The following is a 14,043-nucleotide window of genomic DNA, read 5'->3' as shown; positions in this document are numbered from 1 at the left end:
CCGACGGGTCGCGATCGCGACCCGGTGCAGGACGGGAGGCGCGGTGCCGGCGGGTGCCGCGCCTCCCGTCCGGTGCGACCACGGTGAGGGTCCTGTCGAATCGATTCGCGGACGCGTAGCGTTGCGTTCGTGACGACGGAGCGCGAACGGACCGGCCGACCCGCGACCGGTGGCGTGCTGCCGCCGATCGTCCCGCTCGCGCTCATCGTCGGCGTCTCGCCCTTCGCGACCGACATGTACATCCCGGCGCTGCCGACCATCGCGCGCGAGCTGGGGACGTCGGCGAGCGTCGTGCAGCTCTCGCTCACCGCGTTCCTCGTCGCGTTCGCGGTCGGACAGCTGCTCGCCGGCCCCGTGAGCGACGGCATCGGCCGGCGCCCGCTGCTGCTCGTCGGCACCGCCGGGTTCGCCCTGGCCTCGGTCGGCTGCGCCCTCGCGCCCGACGCGACCACCCTCGTCGTGGCGCGGGTGGTGCAGGGCCTGGCGGGCGCCGCCGGGTCCGTCGCGGGACGTGCGATGGTGTCCGACACGACGACGGGGCCGCGCACCGCGAAGGTGTTCGGCACGCTCGCCGCGATCAACGCGATCGGGCCGGTGGTCGCCCCGCTCGCCGGGGGAGCCGTCCTGACCGTCGGCTCGTGGCGGCTCATGTTCGTCGTGCTCGCGGTGCTCGGTGCCGTGTTCACCGCGGCCGTGGCGCTCCGCTTCGGCGAGACCCTGCCCGCGACGGCGCGCGGGGGCACCGGGTTCCGGGCGAACGGCCGACGCATCCGCGACCTCATGGCGATCGGGCGCTTCCGGGCGTACGTGCTCACCGGCGTGCTCTCGACGATCGGGTTCTTCGCCTACATCGCGACGAGCTCGTTCGTGTTCCAGCGGCAGTACGGGTTCTCGGAGCAGCTCTACACGCTCGTGTTCGCGACGAACGCGTCGATGATGATCGTCACGACGCTGGTGTTCCGGAGGGTCGTCGGGCGGTTCTCCGAGGACACGCTCCTGACGGCCGGTCTGGTCGTCGGTGCGATGGGGAGCGCGGCCGTCCTGGTCTTCGCCGTGGCCGGCACCGGCCCCGTGGCGGTCTGGTGCGCACTGGCCGTCGTCACCGGCGCGTGGGGCTTCGTGCTGCCGGCGGCGATGACGCGGACCCAGGCGGTCGGCGCGGCGCACCCGGGCACGGCGGCGGCGCTGCAGGGCGGGCTGACCTTCGGGCTCGGCGGCCTCGGGACGCCACTCGCGGGTGCGCTCGGCGGCACCGCGACCGCGATGGGGGCCGTGATGGCCACCCTCATCGCGGCGGCCGTGGTGGTCCAGCTCGTCGCGACGCGGCGGGGCCGTTCCGCCTGAGGGCACCGACCCGGTAGGTTGCAACGTGCACCCGTTCCGGACCGAGGAGGCACCTGCATGGACATCGTCGTACACGAGGCAACGGACGACACGGCCGTGCTGGAGTGCAGTGGCCGGCTGAACATGGTCAGCGCGGGCGCGTTCCGCGAGACCGTGGCGAAGGTGGTCGGCGGCGGCCGGGCACGACTCGTCGTCGAGCTCTCCGGCGTCGAGTTCATGGACTCGTCCGGGCTCGGCGCGCTGGTCGGTTGCCTGAAGACCGCGCGCCAGGCCGGCGGGGACCTGCGCATCGCGGCGCCCTCCGAGCAGGTCCAGATGGTCCTCAAGCTGTCCAACATCGACAAGATCCTGCGGACGTACCCCGACGGGGACGCCGCGGTCACGAACTGGGGATGACCGTCACCATGGGCGAGCACGTGCTCGATCTCGCCTGCCCGCCCGAGGACGTGACGGCGGTGCACGCCTTCCTGTCCTCGGTGTGGGACCGCGAGCCGGACCTGTCCGTCGAGGACCGCATGGCGCTCGAACTCGCCCTCGTCGAGCTCGCGTCGAACGTCATCGAGCACGGTGCGGCCGGCAGCCGCATCGCGTGCTCCATGCGGTTCGCCGTCCGGCCCGACGACGTCGTCGTGACGATGGTGGACGACGGCGTCCCCGTGTCGGTCGACCCGTCCGCCGCGCACCTGCCGGACGCCATGGCGGAGGGCGGACGCGGACTCGCGCTCGTGCAGATGGTCGTCGACGACCTGCGCTACGAGCGGGTCGACGGGCGCAACCAGTGGGTCGTCCGGCGCGGACGGCACTGAGACGGCACGGACGTGCACCCCGTGCGGGGGTGGACGACCATCCGGTTCACGCACTCGGGCAGCCGTTCCGCGCACCCTGCGGAGCCGACCGTGCCCCGGACCGGTCGGGGTGACACGCTCACCCTGATGAGCACCGAGACCCGCGCGGACCCACGACTGCGCTACGAGGCGTCCGGTACCGACCTCGGCGCGGCGCTCGACCTCTTCTCCGACGCCTACGAGGGTGCGCACTTCAACGGGGCGAACACGGAGCGCTCCTTCGCGTACCGGTTCCGCATGGTCGGGGACGGCTCGATGTCCCTGCGGACGACGCACTTCGACGCGAAGGCCACCGGGCAGGCCACCGCCGGCGACGAGTACGTCGTGATGTGGACGACCGACGGCGGCGGCACCGTGGACGTGGGGCGCGACGACGTGACCTTCGCGCCCGGCACGCCCGTGGTGTTCCCGAGCGGCCGGCCGTTCGTCTTCGAGCTCGAGGACATCCGGCAGAACCTCGTGCACTTCGACCGGCGCTTCCTCGAGCGCGTCGCCGCCGAGGAGCACGGCGGCCAGGCCGGCCCGCTCGTGTTCGACCACGCCCAGCGCCCGCGCACCGAGGACCTCCGTGGGTGGAACGCCCAGGTCGCCCGTGCCGCCCGCGTCGTGCTCGGCCCCGCCGAGCCGTCCCCGCTCCTGCTCGCCGAGACCGCCCGTGAGACGGCGCTCGCGATGCTCCACACCTTCCCGCACCAGCAGCTCGCGCCGGAGTCGCCCGTGCCGCAGGGGGCCACCAGCCGCGTGCGCGAGGCGGTCGAGTACATGCACGCGTACGCGCACACGCCCATCACCACGACGGACGTGGCCGAGCACGTCGGGCTGAGCGTCCGTGGGCTCCAGCAGGCGTTCCAGCGCCAGGTCGGCACGGCACCGAACGCGATGCTCCGCGGCATCCGCATGGACCGCGTGCGCGAGGAGCTCGTCGCGGGCAGCCCGGGCCAGCTGACGATCGCCTCCGTCGCCGTGCAGTGGGGCTTCGCGCACCTCGGACGCTTCTCGGCGGCGTACCACCAGCGCTTCGGCGAGTACCCCCGCGACACCCTGCACGGCTGACGCGGCACGTCCCGCTACGCTGCCCGGATGCACGAGCACGAGCACGCCGCCGACCGGTACCCGTGGGTCGTCGTGCCGGGCATCTGGGACTCGGACCCGGAGCACTGGCAGTCGCGCTGGCAGGACGACCGCGGACCGGAGGCCGTCCGCATCGCTCCCGCGTCGTGGTCGGCGCCGGACCCGGACGACTGGGACCGGGCGATCTCGGACGCGGTCGCCGCGTGCGACCGCCCTCCGGTGCTCGTCGCGCACAGCCTCGGGGTGCTCGCTGCCGCCCGCTGGCTCACCGCGCACGACGACGGTGGGGCCGCCGGCGCGTTCCTGGTCGCACCGCCCGACCCGACCGCTCCGGCCTTCCCCGACGCCGCACGGGGCTTCGGGCCACCCGGCGGCGCGGTCACGACGCCGACGGCCCTCGTCGTGAGCGAGGACGACCCGTACTGCTCGGCGGAGCGGGCCACGGCCTTCGCGTCCACGCTCGGTGCCCGGGTGCTCCGGGTGGGGGAGCGGCAGCACGTCAACGTGGCGAGCGGCGTCGGGGCGTGGCCGGAGGGACGACGGCTCCTCGACGGGTTCGTCCGCGACGCCGTGGGACGCTGACACGCCGCTCACGTCCGGACCGACACGTCACGTACAGTGCGGCGGGATGCGCGACACACCGCGGATCTCCCACCCTCGCCAGCCCGTGAAATCTATCCTGCGTCACATGGAGACCCAGCCCGGCGCGCGCACCCCCCTCGTGGACCCCTTCGGGCGCGAGCTCGAGGAGTGGCTCCGGGACGTCCCGGCCACCCGGTCGCCCTACCTGGCGGACCTCGTGGTGCCGCCGGTCACGGGTCCCGTGCAGCGGCCGGTGGTGCCCGCTGACGAGACCGCCGCGTCGCCGGTCGTCGAGTCGCCGGCGACCCCGTCGGCGACCGCCACCAGCACGGACGCCACCGCGTTCCGCCGTCGTGACCGTGCCCGTCACGTCGCCGCGTGCGCCCCCGCGTTCCCCGAACCCCCGGCCCGGATCGCCCTGCGCTTCGAGGACCTCGCCGTCGAGGTCGCCGCGTCGAGCGGCCGCACCACGATCGAGCGCATCGTCCTGCTGGAGGACGAGGTCCGCCGCCGTGACGAGGACCTCGCCCGACTCGCCGCCTGGGAGACCACGGTCGCCGACCTGGACGACGCCGAGGTGCAGGCCGCCCGCGCCTTCGCCCGTGCCGTCTTCGCCGACCTGCTCGCCGACGCCGCCGACGAGGCCGAGCGACGCGAGCGCGCCGCCGCCCGTCGTGCGGCCACCGGCCCGCTGCCGACGCCCGTCCGCGACGCGGCGGCCGCCCGTGCGACGCGGACCGCGGTGCCCGCACCCGCCGCGACCGCGCCCGCGACGACCGCAGCCAGCACGACCCGACGCACCGTGACCGCCACCGGCGCCGAGGTGACCGCCCCGGTGCGTGACGAGCCGGTGCGACCGGCGCTGTCCCTCCAGGCCGGCCCGCCGGTCTCCGCGTCGACGCGCCCCACCCCGCTCGTGCAGCCCGCGACCGGACCGACCGTCATCGACCGTGCCGCGTTCGCCGCTGCCCTCACGGCGCACGCCGGCACGACGGCGAGCACCCCGGTCGTGCTGCCGGAGGCGGTCTCGCTCCCGGTCGAGCGCGACGCCACGGCGGGCGACGCACCCGTCGACACCGTCGACGCCTCGGCCGACGCCGGGTGGTGGACACGACTCGTCGCGCGCCTGCGTGCCCTGTTCGGCCGTCGCTGACGGACCGCACGCTGCCGGACCGCACGCTGCCGACGGCTCGGTAGACTGACGGGATGCCGACGCTCCGCGAACTCCAGGCCGTCACCGAGGACCTGTGGCCCGCCGCCGGCGCCGAGTCCTGGGACGCCGTCGGGCTCGTGTCCGGGCACCCGGACCAGCCGATCGAGCACGTGCACCTCGCCGTCGACGCCGTGCCGGCCACCGCCGACGAGGCCGTGGCGCTCGGAGCGGACCTGCTCCTGACGCACCACCCGCTGCTGCTCCGCGGGGTGACGACCATCGACGAGACGACCGCGAAGGGCCGCGTGCTCGCCACCCTGGTCCGGGGTGGTACCGCCCTGCTCGCCGCGCACACGAACGCCGACGTCGTGACCACGGGCACCTCCGCGGTGCTGGCCGACCGGCTCGGTCTCACCGAGCAGCGGCCCCTCGAGCCGGGGCAGGACGCCGCGACGGGCATCGGCCGCGTCGGTGTGCTGCCGGCCGGTACGACCCTCGGTGCCCTCGCCCGCACGCTCGTCGACCTCCTGCCACCCACCGCGACGGGCGTCCGGGTCTCCGGCGACTTCGACCGTCCGGTCCGCACGGTCGCCCTCTGCGCCGGTGCCGGCGACTCCCTGCTCGGCAACCCGGCCGTCCGCGCCGCCGACGTCTACGTCACGAGCGACCTCCGGCACCACCCCGCCTCGGAGTTCCGCGAGCAGGCCCTGCTCGTGGACGGCCCGGCGCTCGTCGACACGTCGCACTGGGCGACCGAGTGGCTGTGGCTCGACGTGGCCGCCGAGCAGCTCCGTCGCGCGACGGGTGTCCGGGTCACCGTCAGCGACCTCCGCACCGACCCCTGGGACTTCGCCGTCCTGCCGGCAGCCGGACCCGCCAGCCCGACCGCAGCGGACGCCGAGCCGGCGTCCGCACCCGCCCCCGAAGGAGACCGACCGTGAAGGCAGCACCCGAGGACCAGGTCGTCCTCCTCGACCTCCAGCGCCTCGACAACGACGTGACGCGGCTGACGCACCGCATCACCGCGCTGCAGAAGGGCGACCGGCTCACCGAGCTCGGCACCGCCGCGGCGTCGCTCCGTGCGCAGCTGGCCGCCGCGACCGGCCAGGTGGAGGACGCCGAGCGTGACCTCGCACGGCTCGAGTCCGACACCGCGACCGCTCAGGCCCGCATCGAGCGCGACACGACGATGCTGCAGAACGCGTCGAACGCCAAGGACGTCGCCGGACTGCAGAGCGAGATGGAGTCGCTGCGTCGGCGCATCGGCGACCTCGAGACCGCCGAGCTCGAGGTCATGGAGCAGCTCGACGTGCACCGCGCCCGCGTCGGGGACATCGAGGCGGAGCTCGCCCGCGTCGAGGCCGACCGCACCACGCTCGTGGGGGAGCGCGACGCCGAGATCGCCCGGGTGCAGGCCGACCGGGACGCCGCGGTGCAGAGCCGCGCGAGCGTCGCGGCGAAGGTGCCCGCTGACCTGCTGGCGCTCTACGACCGGCAGCGGGATCGCTACGGCTTCGGCGCGTCGCTGCTGCAGGGTGGCGTGTCGACGGCGTCGGGCGTGACGCTCACGAACTCCGACCTGCAGACGATCCGGCAGGCGGCGCCCGACGACGTCGTGCTCTGCCCGGACAGCGACGCGATCCTGGTGCGGACGGCCGAGTCCGGCCTGTAGCGCGACCACACGACGGACGGGAGGCGCGGTGCCGGCTGGCACCGCGCCTCCCGTCCGTCTACGCGTGCCTGCGCACGCCGAGGCGCCGATCTCGCTGCGGAGTCTCGCTGCGGATGTGCGAGACCCGCGGCGGGCGTGTGGTGCGAACGGGCCGGCCGTACGCCGGGTTCTGTCCCGCTCTCGCGGTGACGGCCATCTCTCTCGGACCGACGTTGCCGCCGGCCTCCAGCGGTCCACCCGAGGACTCAGCGAGCAGCCTCGTCGTCCTCTGTCTGACCTTGCTCCGGGCGAGGTTTACCGAGCGGATCCGGTCACCCGGACCCCTGGTGGTCTCTTACACCACCGTTTCACCCTTACCGACGTCGCCGCCGGCGGTCTGCTTTCTGTGGCACTGTCTCGCGGATTGCTCCGGGTGGGTGTTACCCACCGCCCTGCTCTGTGGAGCCCGGACGTTCCTCGGCACTCCCGGGGGAGTGACGCGACCGTCTCACCGACCCGTTCGCACCAGCGATTGTACCGGCAGTCCGGGGCGCGAGTGCGCCTCGGCCGCAGCTTCCCGAGGTTCCACGATGTCGGCATCTCGGGCCGCGCGGTCTGTCTCCCCGGATCCGCGACGGGACGACCGCGGCGGGTCGTGGAACCTCGGCGACGGAGGCCGGGCGCGTCGAGGGTGTGGAAGGACGACCCGTCGCCGCAGGGCCGGACCGGACTACCTGCTGGTGGCCGCCAGGGTCGCCGCGCCGATGATCCCGGCGTTGTTGCGGAGGGTCGCCGGGATGATCTCGGCCTGCAGGTCGAGCAGCGGGAGGAACTCCTCGTGGTGCTTCGACACGCCGCCGCCCACCACGAAGAGCTCCGGGGAGAGCAGCGCCTCGAGCGTCGAGTAGTACTTCTGCAGCCGCTTCGCCCAGTGCTTCCACGACAGGTCGTCGCGTTCCTTGGCGGCGAACGACGCGCGGGACTCGGCGTCGTGCCCGTCGATCTCGAGGTGCCCGAGCTCGGAGTTCACGATGAGCACGCCGTCGTTGATGAGCGCGGTGCCGATCCCGGTGCCGAGCGTCGTGACCACGACGAGCCCGTCCTTGCCCTTCGCCGCACCGAACTGCTGCTCGGCGAACCCGGCGGCGTCGGCGTCGTTGACGAAGTGGATGGAGCGGCCAAGCTCCTTCTCGAAGAGCGCCTCGGCCTCGAAGCCGATCCACTTCTTCGACACGTTCGCCGCCGACATGGTCTTGCCGTCGCGGACGATCGCGGGGAAGCAGACGCCCACCGGCACGTCGGCGGCGGGGGCGAGCTCGTCGAGGATCGACTTCGCCACGGCGACGATGTCGTGGGGCTTGCCGCCCTCGGGGGTGGCCTTCTTGATCCGGTCGGTCTGGAGTTCGCCGGTGGTGACGTCGACGATCGCGCCCTTGATGCCCGTACCGCCGATGTCGACGCCGACTGCGAGGGTGGTCATGGGTGTGCCTTTCTGGGGGAGGAGGTCCGTCAGGAGACGGTGAGGAGCTCCGCGCCGCGCTCGGTGACGACGAGGGTGTGTTCGAACTGTGCGGTCCACGACTTGTCGCGGGTGCTGACGGTCCAGTCGTCCGACCAGATGTCCGCGTCGATGCCGCCGAGGGTGAGCATCGGCTCGATGGTGAACACCATGCCGGGCTCGATGACGGTGTCGTACTGGGGTGCGTCGTAGTGGGGGATGATCAGGCCGGAGTGGAAGGCCCGCCCGACTCCGTGCCCGGTGTAGTCCCGCACGACGCCGTAGCCGAAGCGCTTGGCGTAGGCCTCGATGGCGCGGCCGATGACGTTGACCTGGCGGCCCGGGGCGACCGCCTTGATGCCGCGCTCGAGCGCGAGCCGCGTGCGGTCGACCAGGTCCTGCACCTCCTGCGATGCCTCGCCGACGACGAACGTGCGGTTCGTGTCGCCGTGCATCCCGTCCTTGAAGGCGGTGACGTCGATGTTGACCAGGTCGCCCTCCTGCAGCACGGTGTCGTCCGGGATGCCGTGGCAGATGACCTCGTTGAGGCTCGAGCACAGCGACTTCGGGTACCCGCGGTAGCCGAGCGTCGAGGGGTAGGCGCCGTGCGACACGACGTACTCGTGGCCGATGCGGTCGAGCTCGTCGGTGGTGACGCCCGGACGGATCGCCTCGCCCACGGCGTCGATCGCCCGCGAGGCGATGCGGCCGGCCGCCCGGATCCGCTCGACCTCGTCGGGCGTGTAGGTGTCGCCGAGACCGTGCTCGTGCGGCTCGGCGCGCCCGACGTACTCGGGGCGCTCGATGTCCTTCGGGACGGGGCGCTGGGGGGAGATCCGGCCGGCGGTCAGGTGTCCGTGTGCGTCCCGGGGCATGGCGACCACTCTAACCGGGTGCGGCACGAGCCCGTCGCGCCCGCGGCCCGGCCCCGCCGCAGGGCGAGCGCCTGGAGGACCGGTGCGCGCCCGGCGGGCCGGCACCGGGCCTCCAGGCCGTCGCGTCGGGCGCGGGGCGCACACGAGGCTCGGCCCCGCGGACGAGACTCGCGGTCCCGACGCGCGAACCTGTCCGCCAGCGCGAGCCTCGGCCCAGCGCGCAGCGCGCCCGGGCGTGGCCCGGCCCCCGTGGGTACGGTGGCGCCATGAGCGACGAACGCATCGAGTCCCAGTGGTGGTTCAACGACAAGACCGGGCAGGTCGAGCAGGGCCCGCAGTCCCCGCAGCGCGACCGCATCGGCCCGTTCGCGACGCGTGACGAGGCGCAACACGCCCTGGACCGCATCAAGGCGAACAACGAGCGCTGGGACGACGGGGACCAATAGGCTGGAGGCCCCAGCAGCACCACGGAAAGGGCGTCCATGGACAAGCAGACGGACTTCGTGCTCCGCACCATCGAGGAGCGGGGCATCAAGTTCATCCGACTCTGGTTCACCGACGTCATCGGCACGCTGAAGTCCGTCGCGATCGCCCCGGCCGAGGTCGAGGGCGCGTTCGCGGAGGGCATCGGGTTCGACGGCTCCGCGATCGAGGGCCTGACCCGCAGCTACGAGGCCGACGTGCTCGCGCACCCGGACCCCTCGACGTTCCAGATCCTGCCGTGGCGGGGCGAGATCGACCCGACCGCGCGCATGTTCTGCGACATCACGACGCCGGACGGGCAGCCCGCCGTCGCCGATCCGCGGAACGTCCTGAAGCGCACGCTGGCCAAGGCGAGCGACCGCGGCTTCACGTTCTACACGCACCCGGAGATCGAGTTCTACCTCCTGAAGAGCCGCGACTGGAAGGACGGCGGGCCGCAGCCCGTCGACCAGGCCGGCTACTTCGACAACGTCCCCGGCGGCAGCGCGCACGACTTCCGCCGCCGCTCCGTGCGGATGCTCGAGGACCTCGGCATCTCCGTCGAGTTCTCCCACCACGAGGCCGGTCCCGGGCAGAACGAGATCGACCTGCGCTACGCCGACGCCCTCACCATGGCGGACAACATCATGACCTTCCGCACGGTGGTGAAGGAGGTCGCGATCGAGCAGGGCGTCTACGCCACCTTCATGCCGAAGCCGCTCTCCGGCCAGCCGGGCTCGGGCATGCACACGCACGTGTCGCTGTTCGAGGGCGACCAGAACGCCTTCTACGAGGCGGGCGGCGAGTACCAGCTCTCGCAGACCGCGAAGCACTTCATCGCCGGGGTGCTGCGCCACGCCCCCGAGATCACCGCGGTGACGAACCAGTTCGTCAACTCGTACAAGCGGCTCTGGGGCGGCGACGAGGCCCCGTCGTTCGTGACCTGGGGCCACAACAACCGCTCGGCGCTCGTCCGCGTCCCGCTGTACAAGCCGAACAAGGGCCAGTCGGCTCGGGTCGAGTACCGCGGCATCGACTCCGCGGCCAACCCGTACCTGGCCTACTCGCTCCTGCTGGCCGCTGGTCTCAAGGGCATCGACGAGGGCTACGAGCTCCCGCCGGAGGCCGAGGACAACGTCTGGAGCCTGTCCGACGCCGAGCGCAAGGCCCTCGGCTACAAGCAGCTCCCGGCGAGCCTCGACCACGCCCTCGGCCTGATGGAGGACTCCGAGCTCGTCGCCGAGACGCTCGGCGAGCAGGTCTTCAACTTCGTGCTGCTCAACAAGCGGCAGGAGTGGAAGGCCTACCGCGACCAGGTCACGCCGTTCGAGCTGAACACCAACCTCGGCGCGCTCTAGCAGCACGCCCGGAGCGCACCACATGACCGGTCGGACGCGGACGTCCCGTTCCGAGTTGGCCCGCCTGGGCTTCGCGGAGCTGTCGGAGAGCCTCGAACGGATCGCCGGACTGGAGGCCCGCACCGGCCCCGACGCGCGGGTGCCGGTCGCGGACGCCCCGGCACTGTGGGAGTCGACGGCCGACCCGGACGGCGCGCTGCGCCTGCTGGAACGGCTCCTCGACCGCGCGCCGGACGAGCTCCGCCCCGTCCTGGCCGACGAGGCCGCGACCGAGCGGCTCGTCCGCCTGCTCGGGGCCTCGGTCGGGCTGGGGGAGTTCCTGCACCGTCGGCCCGCGGAGATCGCGCTGCTGCTCGACCCGGTCACCCCGCCGTGGACGCAGGACGAGTACACCGCATCGTTGGCCGAGGCCGTCGACGGCGCCACGGGGGAGGACGCCCGGCTCCGCCTGCGCGTGCGCTACCGGCGACACCTCGCGCAGATCGCGCTCTTCGACGTGCTCCACCCGGCCCCCACGGCCGCGTTCCCCGCCGTCGCGGCCGGTCTCGCCGACCTCGCCGGTGCCGCGCTCGAGGCCGCGGTGGGCGTGGCACGCCGCGAGGTGCCCTTCCCGGCCGCCGACGTGGCAACGACGCCCCTGGCCGTGATCGCGATGGGCAAGGCCGGCGCCCGCGAGCTCAACTACGTCAGCGACGTCGACGTCATCTTCGTCACCGAACCGACGCGCGACGACGCGGCCGACACGGGCGTCGGCACCGACCGTGCCGTGCTCATCGCGACGCGCCTGGCGATCGCCGCGACGCACGCGATCACCGACCTCGCGGCGGAGCCCGCACTGTGGGAGGTGGACGCGAACCTCCGGCCGGAGGGCAAGGACGGCGCGCTCGTCCGCACGCTCGACTCGCACGTCGCGTACTACGAGCGGTGGGCGAAGGGGTGGGAGTTCCAGGCGCTGCTGAAGGCGCGTCCCATCGCCGGCAGCCGCGACCTGGGGGAGCGGTACGCCGCCGCGGTGGCCACGTTCGTGTGGACCTCGGCCGGGCGGCCCGGGTTCGTCGAGTCGGTGCAGCGGATGCGGGAGCGCGTCACCGAGCACATCCCGGACGCCGAGGTCGACCGGCAGCTCAAGCTCGGGCCCGGCGGGCTGCGGGACGTCGAGTTCACGGTGCAGCTGCTGCAGCTCGTGCACGGGCGCGACGACGAGACGGTGCGGGTGCGGTCGACGCTCGAGGCGATGGACGCCCTCGCGGCCGCCGGGTACGTCGGCCGGTCCGAGGCCGCCCGGTTCGGGCCGGACTACGCCCTGCTGCGCCTGCTCGAGCACCGCATCCAGCTCCGGCGCCTGCAGCGCACCCACCTCATGCCGGACGACCCCGACGAGCTCCGGATCCTCGCGCGCTCGACCGGCCTCGCGACCTCCGCCGTCGCGCTCGAGCAGCGCTGGCGCGGGGTGAAGCTCGAGGTCCGGGGGCTGCACGAGCGGCTGTTCTACCGTCCGCTGCTCTCCGCCGTGGCGGCGACGGACGGCGAGATCGTGCTGACGAGCGACCAGGCGGCCGACCGACTCGGCGCGATCGGCTTCGCGGACCCCTCGGGCGCGCTCGGGCACATCCGCGCGCTCACGCAGGGCACGAGTCGACGGGCCGCGATCCAGCGCAACCTGCTCCCGGTGCTGCTGCGCTGGATGGCCGAGGGGCCGGCTCCGGACCGCGCCCTGCTCGCGTTCCGGCGCCTGAGCGACACCCTGGGGGAGTCGAGCTGGTTCCTCCGCATGCTCCGCGACTCCTCCGGCGCGGCGCACTCGCTGACGACCGTGCTGTCCGAGTCCGCGTTCCTCGCCGGGCTCCTCGAGCGCTTCCCGGAGGCCGTCGCGTGGCTCGACGAGCCGGAGGCGCTCCTCCGGCCCCGCCCGCTGGCGTCGCTGCTCGCCGAGCACGCCGCGACGACCGCCCGGCACGGCGACGACGTCGACGGTGCCGCTGCGCTCGTGCGGTCCGCCCGACGTCGCGAGACGCTCCGGCTCGGCATGGCCGCGGTCCTGGGACACCTCGACGTGGACGCGCTCGGTCCGGCGCTGTCCGACGTCTCCGAGGCCACCCTGACCGGAGCGCTCACCCTCGCGCGACGGGACGCTCCCGAGGGACTCGCGTTCGGCATCGTCGCGATGGGTCGGTTCGGCGGCCGGGAGCTCGGCTTCGGCTCCGACGCGGACGTGCTCTACGTGTACCGGGCACCGGAGGGCCTCGAGTCCGAGCAGGCCTCGCGGGCGGCGCAGCGGATCGTCCGTGAGCTGTCGCGGCTGACCGACGACGCCGTCCACCCGTTCGAGCTCGACATCGACCTGCGTCCGGAGGGGAAGAACGGTCCCGTGGTGCGGACGCTCGAGTCGTACGGCGCCTACTACGCGCGGTGGTCGTTGACGTGGGAGGCGCAGGCGCTCCTCCGTGCCCGCGGTGCCGTCGGCGACGACCGGCTCCTGCGGGACTTCGAGCACCTGGCCGACCGCACCCGGTACCCGGAGCACATCGACGACCGCGAGGTCCGTGAGGTCCGCCGGATCAAGGCGCGCGTCGAGTCCGAACGGCTGCCCCGCGGCGCCGACCCCGCCCGGCACCTCAAGCTCGGGCGCGGCTCGCTGAGCGACGTCGAGTGGTTCGTCCAGCTCCTGCAGCTGCAGCACGCCACGACCGTCCCGGGCCTCCGGACGACGTCGACCCTCGAGGCCCTCCACGCCGCCACCGCGGCCGACCTCGTCGCCCCCGAGGACGCCGAGCGGCTCGAGGCCGCCTGGCGCTTCGCCTCCCGCACCCGGAGCGCGCTCGTGCTCTGGTCCGGGCGGACGACCGACGTCCTGCCCGTGGACCGGGTCCAGCTCGAGGGCATCGCTCGCCTCCTGGAGTACCCGCCCGGGTCCGCCTCGCTGCTCGAGGAGGACTACCTGGGCGTCACGCGGCGTGCTCGGCAGGTGTTCGAGCGCGAGTTCTACGGCGCCTGACGAGGCTGCCCCGACGGTCGGTACCCCGCGGCGACACGCCCGGGACGACGCGGAGCACGCGAAGATGACATGTCGTCAGTAGCGACTTCCGCGCGGGCGGATCCGTACCCCGGTCGCCGAGACTGCGTACCCCGGTGGGTCCCCCGCGGGATGTCTCCGTTCAGCGGGGGCACAGGGTGGTCCGGCGCGGCGACGGACGCGCGCTGAGC

The 14,043-nt window shown here is 73.6% G+C and carries 13 protein-coding genes and 1 other RNA gene; 11 read left to right on the top strand and 3 right to left on the bottom strand.

The features are described from left to right. The first annotated feature begins 129 nt into the window (after positions 1-129). The 8 genes from AB0N84_RS05265 (at position 130) to AB0N84_RS05230 (ending at position 6,667) form a co-directional block, all read left to right on the top strand. Positions 130-1,344 (top strand): multidrug effflux MFS transporter, encoded by a 1,215-nt coding sequence (locus AB0N84_RS05265; RefSeq protein WP_363544217.1) that lies wholly within the window; start codon positions 130-132, stop codon positions 1,342-1,344. A 57-nt stretch (positions 1,345-1,401) separates the two neighbouring features. Beyond that, positions 1,402-1,740: an STAS domain-containing protein gene (locus AB0N84_RS05260; RefSeq protein ID WP_069711054.1), complete on the top strand. Its 339-nt coding sequence runs from the start codon at positions 1,402-1,404 to the stop codon at positions 1,738-1,740. Next, a complete protein-coding gene (locus tag AB0N84_RS05255) occupies positions 1,737-2,150 on the top strand; it encodes an ATP-binding protein (protein ID WP_083263638.1) in 414 nt (137 codons plus the stop codon). The genes AB0N84_RS05260 and AB0N84_RS05255 overlap by 4 nt, the downstream gene beginning before the upstream one ends. 126 nt (positions 2,151-2,276) lie before the next feature. Beyond that, a complete protein-coding gene (locus tag AB0N84_RS05250; protein WP_363544214.1) occupies positions 2,277-3,242 on the top strand; it encodes an AraC family transcriptional regulator in 966 nt (321 codons plus the stop codon). Positions 3,243-3,269: 27 nt separating this feature from the next. After that, positions 3,270-3,842 carry an alpha/beta fold hydrolase gene (locus tag AB0N84_RS05245; RefSeq protein WP_363544212.1) on the top strand — a complete coding sequence of 191 codons (573 nt, stop codon included), beginning with the start codon at positions 3,270-3,272 and terminating at the stop codon, positions 3,840-3,842. Between the two features lie 106 nt (positions 3,843-3,948). After that, on the top strand, positions 3,949-4,995 hold the full coding sequence (locus tag AB0N84_RS05240; protein ID WP_363544210.1) for a hypothetical protein: 1,047 nt from the start codon (positions 3,949-3,951) through the stop codon (positions 4,993-4,995). A gap of 53 nt (positions 4,996-5,048) precedes the next feature. Further along, entirely contained in the window at positions 5,049-5,936 is an 888-nt protein-coding gene (locus AB0N84_RS05235) for a Nif3-like dinuclear metal center hexameric protein (RefSeq protein ID WP_363544208.1), read from the top strand. After that, the gene (locus tag AB0N84_RS05230) at positions 5,933-6,667 is read left to right on the top strand and encodes a hypothetical protein (RefSeq protein ID WP_182047655.1); all 735 of its coding nucleotides are present in this window, start codon (positions 5,933-5,935) and stop codon (positions 6,665-6,667) included. The genes AB0N84_RS05235 and AB0N84_RS05230 overlap by 4 nt, the downstream gene beginning before the upstream one ends. 143 nt (positions 6,668-6,810) lie before the next feature. Here the strand turns inward: AB0N84_RS05230 and rnpB are convergent. From rnpB to map, 3 genes are all read right to left on the bottom strand, one after another. Next, an RNA gene (gene rnpB, locus AB0N84_RS05225) (RNase P RNA component class A) lies at positions 6,811-7,165 on the bottom strand. A gap of 211 nt (positions 7,166-7,376) precedes the next feature. Beyond that, positions 7,377-8,126, bottom strand: coding sequence for a polyphosphate--glucose phosphotransferase (gene ppgK / locus AB0N84_RS05220; protein WP_069711048.1), 750 nt, complete (start codon positions 8,124-8,126; stop codon positions 7,377-7,379). A gap of 29 nt (positions 8,127-8,155) precedes the next feature. Beyond that, the gene (gene map, locus AB0N84_RS05215) at positions 8,156-9,019 is read right to left on the bottom strand and encodes a type I methionyl aminopeptidase (protein WP_289458488.1); all 864 of its coding nucleotides are present in this window, start codon (positions 9,017-9,019) and stop codon (positions 8,156-8,158) included. 266 nt (positions 9,020-9,285) lie between these two features. Here map and AB0N84_RS05210 point away from each other — a divergent pair, with 266 nt between their 5' ends. From AB0N84_RS05210 to AB0N84_RS05200, 3 genes are read left to right on the top strand one after another with little or no spacing between them, the layout of a single operon-like run. Then, entirely contained in the window at positions 9,286-9,465 is a 180-nt protein-coding gene (locus AB0N84_RS05210; protein ID WP_069711047.1) for an SPOR domain-containing protein, read from the top strand. Positions 9,466-9,501: 36 nt separating this feature from the next. After that, positions 9,502-10,839: a type I glutamate--ammonia ligase gene (glnA, locus tag AB0N84_RS05205; protein ID WP_182047659.1), complete on the top strand. Its 1,338-nt coding sequence runs from the start codon at positions 9,502-9,504 to the stop codon at positions 10,837-10,839. Positions 10,840-10,861: 22 nt separating this feature from the next. After that, on the top strand, positions 10,862-13,834 hold the full coding sequence (locus AB0N84_RS05200; protein WP_363544205.1) for a bifunctional [glutamine synthetase] adenylyltransferase/[glutamine synthetase]-adenylyl-L-tyrosine phosphorylase: 2,973 nt from the start codon (positions 10,862-10,864) through the stop codon (positions 13,832-13,834). The last annotated feature ends 209 nt before the right edge of the window (positions 13,835-14,043 follow it).

Origin of the sequence: Curtobacterium sp. NPDC089185 (assembly GCF_040685235.1) — a bacterium.
Lineage (GTDB): Bacteria > Actinomycetota > Actinomycetes > Actinomycetales > Microbacteriaceae > Curtobacterium > Curtobacterium citri.
The sequence above is the reverse complement of the archived record's forward strand: the minus strand, read 5'-3'. Positions and strand labels throughout refer to the sequence as shown.

What these genes read in the sequence shown, in the direction of transcription:
- AB0N84_RS05250 (WP_363544214.1), top strand. Translation starts at nt 2,277, where the DNA reads ATGAGCACCGAGACCCGCGCGGACCCACGACTGCGCTACGAGGCGTCC.
- map (WP_289458488.1), bottom strand. Translation starts at nt 9,019, where the DNA reads ATGCCCCGGGACGCACACGGACACCTGACCGCCGGCCGGATCTCCCCC.
- ppgK (WP_069711048.1), bottom strand. Translation starts at nt 8,126, where the DNA reads ATGACCACCCTCGCAGTCGGCGTCGACATCGGCGGTACGGGCATCAAG.
- AB0N84_RS05240 (WP_363544210.1), top strand. Translation starts at nt 3,949, where the DNA reads ATGGAGACCCAGCCCGGCGCGCGCACCCCCCTCGTGGACCCCTTCGGG.
- AB0N84_RS05235 (WP_363544208.1), top strand. Translation starts at nt 5,049, where the DNA reads ATGCCGACGCTCCGCGAACTCCAGGCCGTCACCGAGGACCTGTGGCCC.
- AB0N84_RS05200 (WP_363544205.1), top strand. Translation starts at nt 10,862, where the DNA reads ATGACCGGTCGGACGCGGACGTCCCGTTCCGAGTTGGCCCGCCTGGGC.
- AB0N84_RS05245 (WP_363544212.1), top strand. Translation starts at nt 3,270, where the DNA reads ATGCACGAGCACGAGCACGCCGCCGACCGGTACCCGTGGGTCGTCGTG.
- AB0N84_RS05260 (WP_069711054.1), top strand. Translation starts at nt 1,402, where the DNA reads ATGGACATCGTCGTACACGAGGCAACGGACGACACGGCCGTGCTGGAG.
- glnA (WP_182047659.1), top strand. Translation starts at nt 9,502, where the DNA reads ATGGACAAGCAGACGGACTTCGTGCTCCGCACCATCGAGGAGCGGGGC.
- AB0N84_RS05255 (WP_083263638.1), top strand. Translation starts at nt 1,737, where the DNA reads ATGACCGTCACCATGGGCGAGCACGTGCTCGATCTCGCCTGCCCGCCC.
- AB0N84_RS05210 (WP_069711047.1), top strand. Translation starts at nt 9,286, where the DNA reads ATGAGCGACGAACGCATCGAGTCCCAGTGGTGGTTCAACGACAAGACC.